The organism is Corynebacterium sp. NML130628 (genome assembly GCF_001875665.1).
GTDB lineage: Bacteria > Actinomycetota > Actinomycetes > Mycobacteriales > Mycobacteriaceae > Corynebacterium.
This window is the reverse complement of sequence record NZ_MLAL01000023.1, coordinates 1-14,905: the sequence shown is the minus strand read 5'-3', so window position 1 is coordinate 14,905 and position 14,905 is coordinate 1. Positions and strand designations below refer to the sequence as shown.

Sequence of the window (14,905 nt, the reverse complement as noted above, 5' to 3'; positions counted from 1 at the left end):
TGGCGCCTCATCTTAGCCCCTAGACCTCCCGAATTTTCATAGGTCCTGGGGTCCACCACCCTGAACGGGTGACCTCCTCCAGCTGGATCTCAGCGAGCGCTGGCACCTCGCCGACGGAGTTCGTGCGCAGCTGGTAGCGCGACAGGGAACCCCAGTCGCGCTGCCAGTCGCCCTTCATGTAGCCCGGCACCTGGTAGGAGTAGTTCACAGCCTCTGCGGTGGACAGCGCGCCACCGCCCAAGAAGTCCATGAAGCCGGAGAGCTGCTGCTTACCCGGTGCGTCAGGCATGATGCGGAACTCTGGGATTTCGGTGACGCCGGCGAAGTGGTTGAACGTGCGCTGGCACGGGTACTGGAACGCCACCGACCAGTCGAGCAGGCCCGGGGTGTCCGAGCTGAACATCTCGTTCAGCGGTTGCAGCGTTGGGTTGCGCAGCGGGGTCAGCGCCATCCAGTCATCCTCCGCGAGGGAGGCGTCCTCGGCGACGAGGCGCACCACGTTCGCTTCCTCCGGCAAGTCGGCGATGGGGTAGCGCAGGTTGCGCCACTTCGGCGTCGGTCCCTGGTCCAGCATTTCCGCCTCGCCGAGGGTGGTGATGGAGCCGTCGTCGCTGCGGACGCCGTACTCCAGCACCAGATCGGCGCCGTCCTCTTCCACACCGTTGATGTCGTGGTGCGCGATCTTGCCGGCCACGGACGTGACAAGCAGGGGGGCGTCGTCACGCTGCTGCGGTAGCTCGAACCAGGTGGTTTCCAGGTACGCCGTGCGTGTTGCGCGCTCGTCGAACGTGCCGAGCACCGGAATGCGGTTGTAATCCAGATTAAACGGAAGGCGCACCGTCGAGCCGTTGACGCCGCGCAGCGTGTATGGACGGTTGCCCTCCGTGCTGCGGGCATCTGAGGAGAGCGTTTGCTCCTCGTTCGCGTCCGACTGGACCGTCTCGATGGCGGTGTCATCGCCCGACTTGGTATCCGTGGTATCCGCGTTGTCGTCCGCGATCGTGGCCGGCACGCCGTCCGGGTGGAAGGCGCGGTTCACGCCGGAGTCCAGCGAGCGGCCCAGCGGCACCCCGTCGACAGGGGTGAGGAAGGAATCGTTCGTGTCGGTCTCCAGCAAGATCTCGCCGCCCAGGGCGCAGATATCGCCCTTAATTGTCTTCACGTTGCCCATGCCCACCGAGTAATTTGGGGCCTGGTCCGCAAACGCTTTCACGAAGGTCAGGCAGGAAAACGCCACCATGAGGATCGCGGCGACGGCGATCGGCGCGGACATCACGCCCGCCCAGCGCGACGCCGCCGCGCGCTCTGACACAGAAGACACAGCCGGCACAGAATCAGGGGAGCCGGAGCGCGGCCGCAGCCATTGGACGACGCCCACCAGGGCAACCACCAGCGTGACCCCCAGCAGCACCGTATTCGCCTCGATGCCGTTGACCTGCATGTTCTTGTCCCACCACGGCACACCGAAGGAGGACACGTACCACCAAGCGTTCCAGCCCGCCAGGCTCAGAGACAGCAGGAAGAGCACAGCGGCGATCGCAAACGAGCGGTTCCGCGCCGACTGCAGCGCGAAGTGGGACAGTACCACGGCGCCGAGCGCCGCGACCACGCCGCCGATGCCCGCGTAGATACCAAAGTGGTGCGTCCACTTCGTTGGGGTGAACATCAGGAAAAACGTGGACAGCCCGATAATCAGCATCAGGCGCTGCGTCGGCTTCGCCGGGGTGCCAGGGATCGCGCCGTGGCGTGCCATCGAAAACAGGATGAGGGCGACGCAGAACGCGAAGACAAGCATCGGGAAGCGGCGCGACAGCGAGCCGTCTACAGCTTCCTGGAACAGCGTGCCGTAACGTACCCACTCCGAGTACCAGGACAGCGCCGGGCCGACCTCGCCACGCACCTTGGTGGCCTCCAGGACAGTCGCTAGCGTCTGGTCCTTGAACACAGGCACCATCACGGCGAAGCCCGCCGCCAGAAACGCCGCCACGTACGCGATCCCAGGGGCAATCGCGCGCCGCTTATTCATAATGCGGAACACCTCAGGCAGGCAGATCAAGAACACGCCCACCGCCGCCAGACCAGTCGGGCCACACGCCAGCGTGAACGCCGCCACCACCGTGCCCAGCGCCGCCGGGGCGAGCCGCTTCGTCGCAATCGTGCGCTCAAACAGTGCCCACGTCAGCGTCAACCCCATCGCGATAATCGGCTCCGGGCGAGTGCCGTTGTTGTACGGCAACCAGAACGCCAGGAACACGAATGCCGCCGTCCAGTACGCCATGCGGCGGTCCGCAATCACCGAGCCGAAGCGCGGCAGCAGCTCACGCGAAATCAGCCACCACACCAAAATAGCGGCCAGCAGCGTCGGCAGACGCATCCACATCGACGCCGTCGTCACCTTCGCCAGCAACGCCAACACGTCGTAGAACGGGGAACCGAACGGCGCCTCTGGCACGCCGTACCAGCGGTAGTAGTTCGCCATGTAGTCGGAATCGTTCGCCACCCGCGCCATCGTCAGCAAGAAGCCATCATCCGAGGTGTTCGCGCCGAACACGTGCCAGAACCCCAGCACCGCCAGCACCACCGCGTCCAGCGGCTTGAACGTGCGCCAACGCCGGTTGAATAGCGGGATACGACGCCCATCCAGCTGATCCAGGCGCCACAGCCCCCACAGGCTCACCGCCATCGCAGCCAGCCCCAGCCACATCGCCAGCGACTTCACCAGGGTAGGACTAGACGTAAACCGCGAGTTGATCTCGATGTTGGCGGCGAGCCCGGCGTCGATAAGCTGCGCCGATGCCTCCTCCTTCAGCTCCGAGTACAGGCCACTGAGCTGCGGGCGATAATCATCGTCGTCGAGGACTTCCTCGAAGCTGGTGCCCGGCACCGAAATCTCCGCCTGCTCATCCGTGATATGCACCCGCAGCTGCTTATCCGGGCCAAGGCCCGCTAGCTCGCCAGGGCTCAACTCGAAGAGCACCTTATTTACCGAGCTGACCACCAGCCCACCATCGGGCGCGGATACAAACAGGCCGCGGTCGGTCGCTTCCTCCGAGGAGGCAGGCAGCGTCGACACAATGATGCTCTGGCCCTCACGCAGGTGACGCGTCGCCTCCAGCGGCACCGTCATGTCAATCTCCTGCGGCGCCAGCGAAATCAGCGGGGCGTTCACCGACCCCACCGAGCCGCCCTGGGGCCACTGCACCGACGACTGCACCTGGGTCACAGGCAGCAGCGGAGTCAGTAGCAGCAACACGAAGGCGATGAAGCCGGACACGACGGTCGTCAGCACCAGCTGGCGCGGGGCGCGCCGGGGCTGTGGTGTGCTCGGCGTGCTCTGGGGGTTCACGGGATTCACGGATGTCACGGATGTCTCAGTTGTCACAGGGGCATACTCTACTTCTCAGGCGTGGCGGAATTGCGAACCACCACGACAAACGGACCAATCTGCTTCGCGTCCCACGTCGAGCGCGGGAACGCCTTCGGATTAAAGAACAAGCCTTCGTAGCGCACGTTCGGCTCGCTCGGGAAGATGTTGTGGCCGATGTGCGTCTTCCACGCTGCATCCCGGTTCTCGGTGGCATCAGCACGGTCTTCGCGCGGGTCCTCGCTCATGGTTCCACGGAAAATGAACGCCTGCGGCGCCGTCCACTTCGCGTCCTGCATCGCGGCGTCGAGCTCCTCGGGGGCGTCGAAGGAGAGCTTCGCCCACTGCGACAGCGCCTCGTTGCGCAGGTGGAACTCACCCAGCGGGTTGGCGTAGTGGCTGGTGAACGCGTTGAAGCCGTGGTAGGGCTTGAACGCCATGAAGTTGATCTCATCCGTGTACACCACGGTTTCCCCCGGGGTGTAGCCGTGGGATTGGATGAACTCGTCGATGTCGCCGTAGTAGCGGCCCGGGTCGGGCGGGAAGCGGTCGGCGCGCTCACCGAAGCCGTCGGTGTCCGAATACGCCTGGTCAATGTGCGCCTCGTTGACCGCCGGGATGCGCTGCACGAAGGACAGTGTGCCCGCTGCCAACACGATGATGAGCACCACGGTGATGACGCGCTGCGTGCGCTCCTTGAAATGGCCCGGGTAGTAATAATCGACGCCAGCAGTGCGCAAGTCCGCCACCGCGAAAATACCGACGGTGGAAAACAGCAGCATCAACAGCACCTCGATGCGGAACCCCAGCAGAGACGTCCCCAGCAGGGACGCAAACATGGAGATGAGCACCCAGCCGTAGCAGACCACCGCCATCACGGCGAGCGCCGCCACCTCAGGCACGTGGAGGCGCCCAACCATGAAGATCAGGCCCAGCACGGACAGCACGCCGATGATGGACAGGGAGAAGAACGGCAGGGGAATGATCGTGCCTTGCTCTGGCAGGAAGTGGTTCGCGGTGTGGCGGACGTCGAAACCGCCGAAGGCTGACTGGTACAGGTACGGAGCCCAGCCAACCGCCGCGATGCACAGCGCGCCCACGCCGGAGGCCAGCAGGTGCACCACCGGGCCACGCGCAAATCGACGCCGGATCCACAACAGCAACGCGATCACCACAACGGTCAGCGCCGCAATCGCGGTGAATAGGGTGTAGAACAGGGCGGACACGCCCAGGTAGAGCGCCAGCACCACCGTGGCCTGCCAGGAGCCCGTCAACGCCTTGTACGCGGTGACAGCGGCCGCGGGGGCGAAGAGCGCGACGATCGCCGCGTACGGCTCATCAGGCGTCTCGGTGAGCACGATGCCCGTCGATACTAAAGCGACCAGCGTCGCCACCGGCAGCGAGCCGCACAGCTTGCGCCAAATCGGCACCAGCGCGCACGCCGCCGCAGCCAGCGACACCAGCGCCCACGGCTGGTACACCTCCCAGCCCTCCATGCCCAGCAGGTGGGCGAGGCGCCCGCCGAGCCAGAACCAACCAATCGGGTAGAAGGTGGGAAGGTCCAGGTAGTTCATGTCCTGGTTGGTGGCCACCTCAGTCATCCGGCTCAAGAACTGAGTACGGAATCCCTGGTCCACCTGGATGCCGTCCAACCACAGGCGTGTCGACGCCAAAGGGATCCCCAACGCCGTCATCACCAGACCCGCCGGGGCCAGCCCGCAGACAGCCTGGCACAGAACACGTAGCGGCCGTGACAGGCGCCCGCGCGCCCAGCCCCAACACGCCACCGCCGCACACACAACCACGACGAAGGAGCCACCCGTGGACAGGGCGCGCGTCACCATCGAGGTATTAAACGCAGGCAGCGACGTGGAGTGCAGCACGTACCACACTGCCAAGGTGACCAGCGCCGCGCTGGCCCCGACCGCAAGCATGCGAAAGACCGCCGACGTCCATGACACAGCGTCAGGCCCGTAGTCGACGGTCTTAAACTCCAGCGTGGGTTGGATGGATGTATCTGTCATGCACACAGTTTGGCACATCGCGGCGCATCCACCATGTTCCCCGCCGGGAACTAGAAGTTCAGCTTGCGCATAATCCCCGCTGGGATGTGCTGCAGCACCAAAGAAATCGGGCCGAACAGCTTGTGCACGAACACGCTCGACTCACCCTTCAGCGCCGCCTCAACGGCAGTCTGCGCCACCTCTTCCTTATCGACGGTCAGCGGAGCCTCCTCCAGCCCGTCCGTCATCTTGGTACGTACCTGGCCTGGGCGAACCACAGTCACCTTCACGCCGGAGTCACGTAGCGCCTCACCCAACTGGAGGTAGAAGGCGTCCATGCCGGACTTCGACGCGCCGTACACAAAGTTGGAACGACGCACGCGCTGGCCCGCAACGGAGCTCATCGCGATGATGGTGCCGTGGCCCTGGCGCTTCATCTCCTGGCCCAGCAGCACACCGACGGACACGAACGCGGTGTAGTTCACCTGCGCCGACTCAACGGCCGCCGCCTGGTCCTGCCATAGCTGCTCCTGGTCACCCAGGGTGCCGAAGGCAACCACGGCGACATCCACGTCGCCACCAGAGAACGCCTGCTTGATCACGTCCGGGTGGGAAGCGAAGTCGGTTGCGTCGAAGTCCACAACCTCAACGGAGGCTGCACCTGCGTTGGTGATCTCGGCGACGGCGGCGTCGATACGCGGGGAGCTCTTGCGAGCTGCGAGGGTGACATTCGGGTTGCCGCCGCGGGTGACGAACTCGCGCACGATGGCGAGACCGATATCCGAGGTGCCACCCACGAGCAGAATGTTTTGCGCTTGGCCTACTGCATTCAACATGTGAAAATTCTCCTTCAGGTAGTTCAGCTAGTTCAGCTCGAGGCGGCGGGACATGTCGGATGCGAAGACGCCGGTCGGGTCGATCTCACGGCGGGTCTTCAGCCAGCCCTCCAGGCCTGGGTACATCTTGTGGAACTTCTCCGCCGTGGTGCGGGACTCCTTCGCCAGGTAGAGACGGCCACCGAACTCCATCACCTGGTCGTCCAGGCGGTCCAGGAACTCGTTGAGGCCTGGGCGGATCGGGAAGTCCACGCAGACGTTCCAACCCTTCATCGGGTAGGAAAGCGGTGCGCGGTTGCCCTCGCCGAACAGCTTGAACACGTTCAGTGCCGTGTAGTGGCCGGAGGACTGGATCTGGTAGATGATGTCCTTGAACGGCTCCACAGCATCCGTCGGCACCACGAACTGGTACTGCAGGAAGCCCGCGCTGCCGTAGCCACGGTTCCACTCACCAATCAAGTCGAGCGGCTGGTAGAACTGCGTCAAGTTCTTGATGTCGTTCTTGCTCGGCGCACCCATCATGTAATAGGCCTCGCCGATGGCGGAGAGCGTCAGCTTGTTCATGGTCCAGGACGGGAAGATGTCCGGCACCGTCATCAGCTGAGGCGCCTTGAAGCGCAGCGGATCCTTCGCCAGCTTCGGCGCGTACTCCTCCAGCTGCGCCAGCGTCGCCAGCGAGCCACGGGAGATGGTGGAACGGCCCGTCTTCGGCGGTGCGGAGATAGCGTCGAACCATGCGGAGGAGTAGGTGTAGTTCACCTCGGAACCGTCCGAGTGCAGCGCGATCGTCTCATCCAGGGTGCTGGTGCGATCCGTGTCAGACAGGAAGTACGCGGTCTCCGTCTTCGTCATCTGGATGCGGGCGCGCAGGATGATGCCGGTCAGGCCCATGCCGCCGACCGTCGCCCAGAACAGCGTGCCGTCCGGGTCGTCAGCGCTGCCTTCCGGCTCAAGGTGCAGGATGCGGCCGTCCGCCACCAGCAGCTCCATGGAGACCACGTGGTCGCCGAAGGAACCCGCGGAGTGGTGGTTCTTGCCGTGGATGTCCGGACCGATCGCGCCACCGATGGTGACCTGGCGGGTGCCAGGCAGGACCGGAACCCACAGGCCGTACGGCAGGGCTGCCTTCATCAGCTGGTCCAGGTTGACGCCCGAGTCCACGTCGACGATGCCGGACTCCGGATCGATCGAGTGAATCTTGTTCAGCGCGTTGATGTCGATGACCAGGCCGCCACCGTTCTGTGCCGGGTCGCCGTAGGAGCGTCCCAGGCCGCGGGCAATGATGCCGCGGCGAGCGTGCTCCGGCAGGCTCTCGTTATCGTGTGCAACCTGCGCGACGGCTTCCTTGATGACCTCCACGTCAGGCGTAGACAGGACATGCGCGGTCGACGGAGCGGTGCGGCCCCAGCCATAGAGTGACTTAAGATTGGTGTGTAGTTCCATCTCTTTCGCTTCTTCTTGTCGTCGTAGCTTCGCCGAGGTGCGAAGACATTTGGTTCGAGTCTAAATGATGTAAGTCGAAAAACCTATAAAAGTATCATACTAAAGGTCCATAAGCTCCCTGATTTCTGCAGGCAACTCCTCCTGCGAGGTAATTTCCGGCTTCCCCGCCGCCTTATGCTCCCGCAGCAGCTCATAGATGCGCCCACGCGACATCGAATCCACAAACGGCAGCTCCTCCGCGAACAGCCTCACCATGTAATCAGACAGGGGCACCTCAACACGCTGCGCCGCCTCATGAATCTCCTCGTGCTTACTCATGCTTTTCACCCTACTAGTAGCATTGGACACCATGACTGACACGATTCAATCACTTGTCGACGAGCCCACCATCGACTACAACGCCCTCGACGACACCTTCGGCGGCCAGTGCATCCAAGCCGCCTACATCCTCGCCACAGCCTCCGTACCAGACTTCACCCAGCGCAAAGCGCTGGCCTGGACCCTCCTCGGCGCCGCCAACCTCGCCACCATCGCCGCCTTCAACGCCTTCGACGAGGACCCACGCAACGACCTCACAGCCGTCCTCGAATCCGAACAGGGCGAAGCCGAATCCATCGCCACCACCTGGTTCACCATCGGCGGCATCGCTGTAGCTGCCGTCGGCGCTTTCGCCGCCGGGGTGCAGGCGCAGAAGCACCTGGCAGGCTGGCTGGGCCGGAGGGGCGTCGCAAAGCCCAACGTGGCGATCGGCACCGTCGCAGCCCTCGCGTACCTCGGGGCGAAACAACTGTGAGCGCAATGAAGCAGCAGGTGCTGCCATTCCTCATCATCGGCATCGGCTGCGCCGTCATCGACTTCGGCATCACCTACACCCTCACCGAAGGTGCCGAGCTCCAACGCGACCTCGCCAAAATGATCGGCTGGGTCTTCGGCACCGCCACCGCCTACGTGCTCAACTCGCGCTACGCCTTCAAATCCGAAGTCAGCGCCAAGAAAGCCGGCGCCGTCTTCGTGCTCTACGCCTGCACCTTCGCCGTCCAAGTCCTGCTCTACAAATGGACCGAACCGCCACTCATCGCACTCGGACTCCACAACCCCTGGAAAGACGGCATCAGCTTCGTCATCGCCCAAGGCGTCGCCACCGTGACCAACTTCGTCCTCCAAAGCAAAGTCATCTTCAAGGACGCCTAAAGTCCTCCCGCGCCCCCATCCTCAGCAAACGCAACCACTGCAGGAAGCCCTTCGGATCCTTCCGCTCCACCAAGAAGAACCACCCGAAGCGCACCACCTCCTGCAGCTTCATCTTCCGCATCCCCTGCTGATTAATGATGTACCCGCGATTCCGGTATGTGAAATACCGCTTCGATTCATTATCCGGCCACTGCGCATGCGCCCGACCACCCATAATCGGGTGGAACTCGCCCGACCCGTCCGGGTGCAAATACTTCGTCGTCAACGCGGTGCCATACCGCAGCCCCGACTGCGACAAACGCCGGTGATACTCCACCTCATCACCCCGAATAAACAGGCGATAATCCGGCACACCAATCCGCTCCATCGCCTCCGCCGAAATCAACGCCCCATTAAACAAGGACGCATAATCCGGCAAGAAATCCCCCTCCAACTCAGCCGTCGTCCGCTTCCACTCCAAGCCCTGCCGCAACGGAAACGCCAACCTCGCCGGGTCTCCAATATTCGCCACCACCGGGCTCACCTCATGCAGCCGGTGCTGCTCAGCCACCCGATACAGCTCCTCCAACACACCGTGATCCGCCGGACGACCATCATCGTCCGCGCACCAAATCGCGTCCGCCCCCAACGCAAGCGCCGTCAAGAAGCCATACGCGAACCCGCCAGCTCCGCCCAGATTCGTCTTCGACGGCAAATACACCGCCCGATCCCCAGCCAACTCCTCTAGTAGTTCACGAACAGCCTGCTCAGCGCCGTTATCCACCACGATCACCCACTGCACCGGGTGCGTCTGGTTCACCACCTGCTCCAAGGAATGCCGCAGCATCTCGACACGCCTATGCGTCACGATCACCGCCGCCGTCGAACCACTACTTGCCAGGTGTGCCGTTCCAGTTCCAGTCATGCCTCATATTGTGCACCATCGGCAGGGCGGGGTGGTGGTTCGCGGGGTTTTGGTGTGGTTGGTGGCGTGAAAAAGTTCCCACGCCCAGGGTGCTGCACCAAATTCCTTGTTTTCAGCAGGGTGGGTTGCAAAAGCCCAGGTCGCCAGAGGCCCGGGCCGGAATTTGGTGCGTGCTAATCCAGGGGCTGCACCAAATTCCTTGTTTTAGGGAAAACAACCCCGCGTTTGCCCAGGTCGCAACCCCGGCACAAAGGAATTTGGTGTCTAACCCGCCCGCCTTCACAGGCAAAAGACAGCGCCTTGTTGTGCAGTGGGGAACTTTTTGGGGTTTCTGGCCCGTTCCGGGTGGACGAGGAGGGGAGGAGGGCGGAGGCCGCCGCAGAACCCGCCGCCCGCCGGCCTACTCCGTCTGGAACCGCGTGACCAGGTCTTCGACGTATTGGCCGGCTTCGGGGCCTTCGTAGGCGCCGACGACCTCGGAGACCAGGCCGGCCTTCCTGATTTCGCCCTTATCCACCCACAGGGCGGTGTTGCAGAGCTGTGCCAGGAAGTCGTTGGAGTGGGAGGCGAAGACGAGGATGCCGGAGCGTTCGACGAGTTCGGCGAGTCGGACGCGGGCTTTTGCCATGAAGGCGGAGTCGACGGCGCCGATGCCTTCGTCGAGGAGCAGGATTTCGGGTTCGATGGAGGTGACCACGCCCAACGCTAGCCTCACGCGCATGCCGGTGGAGTAAGTGCGTAGTGGCATGGAGAGGTAGTCACCGAGTTCGGAGAATTCGGCGATTTCGTCCATTTTGGCTTTCATCTGTTTGCGGGTCTGGCCGAGGAAGAGGCCGCGGATGATGATGTTTTCGTAGCCGGAGATTTCGGGGTCCATGCCGACGCCGAGGTCGAAGACGGGGGCGACGCGGCCGCGGACGTCGGCGACGCCGCGGGTTGGTTCGTAGATGCCGGAGAGCAAACGGAGCAACGTCGATTTGCCGGCGCCGTTGTGGCCGACCAGGCCCACGCGGTCGCCTTCGCGCAAATGTAGGTTGATGTCTTTGAGTGCTTCGACGACCACGGTGTTGGAGGCGTTCTTGCCGATCTTGCCTCCGGCGGAGGACATGACTGCCTTTTTGAGTGAGCGGGACTTGGCGTCGAAAATTGGGAAGTCGACGCAGGCGTTGTAAGTATCGATGGAAACCATGTGTGACTTCTTCTCCTTAGACCCAGTACGGCACGCGGAAGCGCATTTGGCGCATGGCGAGCAGTGCGAGCAGCAGGCCGATGATGGTGCAGACGCCGACGACGATCCAGTGGTAGCCGGCGAGTTCCTGGCCAATCATGGGGGCTCGCACGATCTCGAGGTAGTGGTAGAGGGGGTTGATTTCGGCGAGCATGGCTCGTTTAGCGACGTCGCCGCCTTGCACTTTGAGCGTGTGGGTGGTCCAGACGATCGGGGTGACGTAGAACAGCAGTTGCACAAGCGCTTCCAGGAGTGGGGCGACGTCCCTGAACCGGGTGGCGATGATGCCGAAGAGCATGGTCACCCACACGCCGTTGACCACGAGGAGCGCCATCGCCGGGATGGCGAGGAGGACTTGCCAGCCGAGGTCGATGCGGAACGCGAGGACCAGGATGACCCAGATGACCAGGTTGTGCGCCAGGAAGAGGAGTTGGCGCCATACGAGCCGGTACACGTGGACAGACAGAGCCGACGGCAGCTGTTTGATGAGGCCTTCGTTTTCGATGAAGACTTCCGCGCCGTCTTTGATGCAGCCGGAGATGAATCCCCAGATGATGAAGCCGACGGTGACGTGCGGGAGGAATTCGCGCACGCTGATTTGGAACAGCATGGAGTAGAGGAGGCCGAGGGCGAGCGCCATCACGCCGGTGGCGATGGTGATCCAGAGCGGTCCGAGGGTGGAGCGTCGGTAGCGCTGTTTGATGTCCTGCCAGCCTAGTTGGAGCCAGAGTTCGTGCTGGCCCCATCCGCGGATGAGGTCGCGGAATGCCAGCTTCAGTGTTTTCGACTGTGATTTCGGAGCGTCGTCGTGGTGTGGCTCGGAGGTCATCCTGGCGACGTCGTTTCGGAGCTGGTTTGTATTGTGCACGGTTCATACCCTAGCTTGCACGGGCGGTTGGCGGTGTTTTGGCAGCATGCTGCGGGTAGCGTGCGCTGCGGTGTTTGGGAGTGCATAATGATTGGAAGTGTTGCCTGGAGGAGGTCATGGTGTCGTTGCAGTCGTATGACGTTGCTAGTGTGCGTGGGCTGTACACCTCTCTTTCTGACGGCTGGACGTACATGAATGCGCATGATTGTCCGCAGATCCCGGAGCGGGTGTCGGCGGCGGTTGCGCGTTCGTTCCGTATGTCGACGGCGGTGGCGCGCCCGGAGCCGCGGGTCGGTTCGCATGCTCGCCCGGCTGTCGGTGTGCCCGAGGGGCAAAGTTTTCTTTTCGACGCCCGCTCCGCCATCGCCGACCTGTGCAATGTGTCGCCTGAGCGTGTGGTGTTGGGGCCGTCGTTGCCGGTGCTGTATTCGGCGTTGGTGTTGGCGATGCGTCCGCTGTTCCGGCATCGTTCGTCGGTGGTGGTGTGCAATGCTGACCGCCCGGTGTTGACGGACGCGTTGGCGCGTTGTGCGGGGGATGCGCAGTTGCGTTGGGCGCAGACCGATTTGGCAACTGGCGATGTGCCTGCTTGGCAGTTCGGCGAGTTGGTGGACGGCTCGACGCGTCTGGTGGCGGTGCCGGCGGCGCACGAGGTGCTGGGCACGGTGGTGGGCGTTGCCGATATTGCGGACACGGTGCGGGAGCGTTCCCGGGCGTGGGTGCTTGCGGACGTCTCGGCGTACGCGCCGTATCACCTGATGGATTTCGACAGTTTCGGTGCGGATATTTTGGGCATTGATGTCGCGGAGCTGGGTGGCCCGCAGGTGGCGGCGCTGGTGTTCCGGGATGAGGCGATGTTCGGCAGGCTGGATATGTCGGCGTTGCGCCTTGAGGTGTCGACGGGCCTGGCCGGCGGGGTGTCCGCCATCGTCGACCATTATGCGCGCCTGGTGGAGGAGCCGGGGCGCCGCAAGACGCGCCGCAACCGGCTGGAGTTCTCGATGGGGCTGACGCAGCGCTACATGCGCGGGCTTCGCGACGACCTGCACACCTTCCTGGGCACCCTGCCGTCGGTGCACATCGTGGGTGTGTCCGGCGAGGCCGCCGAGGGCGCACACATGGAGCGCACTCCGCGCCTGGTCTTTGGGGTACATGGCGTGCCTGCGGAAACGGTGCACCAGCGGCTGTTCGCCAACGGCATCGTATCGACGCTCGCCCCGACCACCCCGCTCCTCCAGGACATGGGCGTGGCCGAGATGGGCGGCGCGGTCGCCGTCGGCCTCGGTCCCTTCAATACGGAAGTGGACATCGAGCAGCTGATCCGCACCGTGGCCTCCCTGGCCTAAGCGGTTTCGACCTCCAGGACAACCTTGCCGGTGTGCTCGCCGGAGTCGAGGTGTAAGTGGGCGGAGGGGGCGTCGATAAGGGGGAAGGTCCGGGAGATGTTTGCCTTGATGTGGCCTGCCTCAATGAGTGGCCACACGTGCTCCACCGTGCTTGCCACGATCGCAGCTTTCATGGGGCGAGGGCGGGCGCGCAGCGTGGTCGCGTGGACTGACTGGCGGCGCGTGAGCATGCGGCCCAGGCTGAGCGTGCCCTTCGGTCCACCCTGCAGCCCAATGACGACGAGCCTGCCATCCACCGCCAGTGCCTTGATGTTGGCCTCCAAGTAGGAGCCTCCCATGACGTCCAGGATGATGTCCGCCCAGCCAGCGAGCTCCTCCTCGAAGCGCTGCTCCTTGTAATTGATGAGCCTGTCAGCGCCGAGTTCCCCGCAGTACTCAAGCTTCTCGGCACTACCAGCGGTCACGGCGACCTCGCAGCCCATGGCTTTGCACAGCTGGATCGCGAAGGAGCCGATGCCGCCCGCGCCGCCCTGGATGAGCACCTTGTCCCCGGGCTGTAGGCCGGCGACCATCCCAAGGTTCGACCACACCGTGGCGGCCGCCTCCACAACGCCGGCGGTTGCTGTCAGGGTGAGGTTGGACGGCTTCGGCGTAAGCTGGCCCTCCGGCACCGCCACGTACTCGGCGTAGCCACCGCCCGCCAGCAGGCAGCCCACCTCTTCGCCCGGCTGGCGGCCCGTCGTGCCCGAGTCAGCGATAGTGCCCGCGCACTCCAACCCCATAATTTCCGACTCACCCTTCGGCGGCGGATACATCCCCTTCGCCTGCATCAGATCCCCACGATTCACACCCGCGGCGCGTACCTTCACCAGCACCTCACCCTCTTGAAGCTCCGGGAGGGGAACGGTTGCGAGTTCGAGGGCTCGCGGGTCCGAGGTGTCGGTCTGGACAATGGCCTGCATAGTTTTCGTGTCCTGTGTGCTCATACCGGGCCAGCGTACTGAATTTTCGCGTTCAGCAAGAGGGTGCGGTAGAATCACGCAACATTGGAGACGTGGCAGAGCGGCCGAATGCACTGGTCTTGAAAACCAGCGAGGGTCACACCTCCAGGGGTTCAAATCCCCTCGTCTCCGCAAGTGAAGGCCCCTTACTGGTTGGTGAGGGGCCTTCGTTTTGTTCCCCGTTCGAGGAGTGTGTACTATAGGCGAAGGTCTGGAGACGTGCCAGAGTGGCCGAATGGGGCTCCCTGCTAAGGAGTTGCCCTCTTTGCGGAGGGCCGCAGGTTCAAATCCTGTCGTCTCCGCCACGCGCCCGTGGCTCAACGGATAGAGCATCTGACTACGGATCAGAAGGTTGGGGGTTCGAATCCCTCCGGGCGCACCATGTCCTCAGTCGCGACATAGTTGACAACTCAGTCGCGACATGGTGGACAAACCGGTGCCTTGGTTTTTATTTTTCCGAGGCACCGGTTTTGTTTTTAGGCCAGTGGGGGTTGGCCTTTTCGCCAGTATGGTTTTTGGTAATTGCGAGACGTGTCGATGTAGTGCTCGGTGATGATTTCGCCGGTCTCTTTTAGCGATGTGGTGACGTGGTTATCGGTGATGACCATCAGGATGTGTTTGCCGCCGTAGGCGCGTCCAATTCCTAAGTGGTAGAGCCTTCCGGCGTAGCGGATGGTGACTTTGCCGTTGGTTCCGACGATGTCTTGGCGGATGCGCCATT

General features: G+C 63.3%; 12 protein-coding genes, 3 tRNA genes and 1 pseudogene. 6 read left to right on the top strand and 10 right to left on the bottom strand.

Going from position 1 to position 14,905, the window contains the following annotated elements; all coding sequences use genetic code 11:
- Positions 1–19 precede the first annotated feature (19 nt).
- From BJP07_RS06450 to BJP07_RS06430, 5 genes are all read right to left on the bottom strand, one after another.
- Positions 20–3,382 carry an arabinosyltransferase domain-containing protein gene (locus BJP07_RS06450; RefSeq protein WP_369822328.1) on the bottom strand — a complete coding sequence of 1,121 codons (3,363 nt, stop codon included), beginning with the start codon at positions 3,380–3,382 and terminating at the stop codon, positions 20–22.
- Between the two features lie 11 nt (positions 3,383–3,393).
- Positions 3,394–5,388, bottom strand: coding sequence for a galactan 5-O-arabinofuranosyltransferase (locus BJP07_RS06445; RefSeq protein ID WP_071566685.1), 1,995 nt, complete (start codon positions 5,386–5,388; stop codon positions 3,394–3,396).
- Between the two features lie 50 nt (positions 5,389–5,438).
- A complete protein-coding gene (locus BJP07_RS06440; protein WP_071566684.1) occupies positions 5,439–6,203 on the bottom strand; it encodes a decaprenylphospho-beta-D-erythro-pentofuranosid-2-ulose 2-reductase in 765 nt (254 codons plus the stop codon).
- Between the two features lie 27 nt (positions 6,204–6,230).
- Positions 6,231–7,646: an FAD-binding oxidoreductase gene (locus BJP07_RS06435; RefSeq protein WP_071566683.1), complete on the bottom strand. Its 1,416-nt coding sequence runs from the start codon at positions 7,644–7,646 to the stop codon at positions 6,231–6,233.
- 99 nt (positions 7,647–7,745) lie between these two features.
- The gene (locus BJP07_RS06430) at positions 7,746–7,964 is read right to left on the bottom strand and encodes a hypothetical protein (RefSeq protein ID WP_071566682.1); all 219 of its coding nucleotides are present in this window, start codon (positions 7,962–7,964) and stop codon (positions 7,746–7,748) included.
- A 31-nt stretch (positions 7,965–7,995) separates the two neighbouring features.
- Here BJP07_RS06430 and BJP07_RS06425 point away from each other — a divergent pair, with 31 nt between their 5' ends.
- Together BJP07_RS06425 and BJP07_RS06420 are read left to right on the top strand one after the other, a co-directional pair.
- Positions 7,996–8,439, top strand: coding sequence for a hypothetical protein (locus tag BJP07_RS06425; protein WP_071566778.1), 444 nt, complete (start codon positions 7,996–7,998; stop codon positions 8,437–8,439).
- Between the two features lie 5 nt (positions 8,440–8,444).
- A complete protein-coding gene (locus BJP07_RS06420; RefSeq protein ID WP_071566681.1) occupies positions 8,445–8,837 on the top strand; it encodes a GtrA family protein in 393 nt (130 codons plus the stop codon).
- Here the strand turns inward: BJP07_RS06420 and BJP07_RS06415 are convergent.
- The 3 genes from BJP07_RS06415 to BJP07_RS06405 all read right to left on the bottom strand — a co-directional run bounded on the left by BJP07_RS06415 (position 8,824) and on the right by BJP07_RS06405 (position 11,798).
- Positions 8,824–9,741: a glycosyltransferase gene (locus BJP07_RS06415; protein WP_071566680.1), complete on the bottom strand. Its 918-nt coding sequence runs from the start codon at positions 9,739–9,741 to the stop codon at positions 8,824–8,826. The genes BJP07_RS06420 and BJP07_RS06415 overlap by 14 nt on opposite strands.
- A 400-nt stretch (positions 9,742–10,141) precedes the next feature.
- Positions 10,142–10,930 (bottom strand): ABC transporter ATP-binding protein, encoded by a 789-nt coding sequence (locus BJP07_RS06410; protein WP_071566679.1) that lies wholly within the window; start codon positions 10,928–10,930, stop codon positions 10,142–10,144.
- A gap of 16 nt (positions 10,931–10,946) precedes the next feature.
- Entirely contained in the window at positions 10,947–11,798 is an 852-nt protein-coding gene (locus BJP07_RS06405; RefSeq protein ID WP_083584128.1) for an ABC transporter permease, read from the bottom strand.
- A gap of 155 nt (positions 11,799–11,953) precedes the next feature.
- Between BJP07_RS06405 and BJP07_RS06400 the strand changes: the two genes are divergently transcribed.
- Complete coding sequence (locus BJP07_RS06400) at positions 11,954–13,183, top strand: aminotransferase class V-fold PLP-dependent enzyme (RefSeq protein ID WP_071566677.1); 1,230 nt, start codon at positions 11,954–11,956, stop codon at positions 13,181–13,183.
- Here BJP07_RS06400 and BJP07_RS06395 read toward each other — a convergent pair.
- Entirely contained in the window at positions 13,180–14,169 is a 990-nt protein-coding gene (locus BJP07_RS06395) for an NAD(P)H-quinone oxidoreductase (RefSeq protein WP_071566676.1), read from the bottom strand. The genes BJP07_RS06400 and BJP07_RS06395 overlap by 4 nt on opposite strands.
- A 62-nt stretch (positions 14,170–14,231) precedes the next feature.
- Here BJP07_RS06395 and BJP07_RS06390 point away from each other — a divergent pair.
- The 3 genes from BJP07_RS06390 (at position 14,232) to BJP07_RS06380 (ending at position 14,566) form a co-directional block, all read left to right on the top strand.
- Positions 14,232–14,316 (top strand) — tRNA-Ser (locus tag BJP07_RS06390).
- 81 nt (positions 14,317–14,397) lie between these two features.
- Positions 14,398–14,489: transfer RNA gene (locus BJP07_RS06385), tRNA-Ser, on the top strand.
- Between the two features lies 1 nt (position 14,490).
- Positions 14,491–14,566, top strand: a tRNA-Arg gene (locus BJP07_RS06380).
- A gap of 94 nt (positions 14,567–14,660) precedes the next feature.
- Here the strand turns inward: BJP07_RS06380 and BJP07_RS06375 are convergent.
- Positions 14,661–14,905 (bottom strand): annotated as a pseudogene (locus BJP07_RS06375) (IS481 family transposase); the annotation flags it as partial.

What these genes read in the sequence shown, in the direction of transcription:
- BJP07_RS06445 (WP_071566685.1), bottom strand. Translation starts at nt 5,388, where the DNA reads ATGACAGATACATCCATCCAACCCACGCTGGAGTTTAAGACCGTCGAC.
- BJP07_RS06440 (WP_071566684.1), bottom strand. Translation starts at nt 6,203, where the DNA reads ATGTTGAATGCAGTAGGCCAAGCGCAAAACATTCTGCTCGTGGGTGGC.
- BJP07_RS06435 (WP_071566683.1), bottom strand. Translation starts at nt 7,646, where the DNA reads ATGGAACTACACACCAATCTTAAGTCACTCTATGGCTGGGGCCGCACC.
- BJP07_RS06430 (WP_071566682.1), bottom strand. Translation starts at nt 7,964, where the DNA reads ATGAGTAAGCACGAGGAGATTCATGAGGCGGCGCAGCGTGTTGAGGTG.
- BJP07_RS06425 (WP_071566778.1), top strand. Translation starts at nt 7,996, where the DNA reads ATGACTGACACGATTCAATCACTTGTCGACGAGCCCACCATCGACTAC.
- BJP07_RS06420 (WP_071566681.1), top strand. Translation starts at nt 8,445, where the DNA reads ATGAAGCAGCAGGTGCTGCCATTCCTCATCATCGGCATCGGCTGCGCC.
- BJP07_RS06415 (WP_071566680.1), bottom strand. Translation starts at nt 9,741, where the DNA reads ATGACTGGAACTGGAACGGCACACCTGGCAAGTAGTGGTTCGACGGCG.
- BJP07_RS06410 (WP_071566679.1), bottom strand. Translation starts at nt 10,930, where the DNA reads ATGGTTTCCATCGATACTTACAACGCCTGCGTCGACTTCCCAATTTTC.
- BJP07_RS06405 (WP_083584128.1), bottom strand. Translation starts at nt 11,798, where the DNA reads ATGACCTCCGAGCCACACCACGACGACGCTCCGAAATCACAGTCGAAA.
- BJP07_RS06400 (WP_071566677.1), top strand. Translation starts at nt 11,954, where the DNA reads ATGGTGTCGTTGCAGTCGTATGACGTTGCTAGTGTGCGTGGGCTGTAC.
- BJP07_RS06395 (WP_071566676.1), bottom strand. Translation starts at nt 14,169, where the DNA reads ATGAGCACACAGGACACGAAAACTATGCAGGCCATTGTCCAGACCGAC.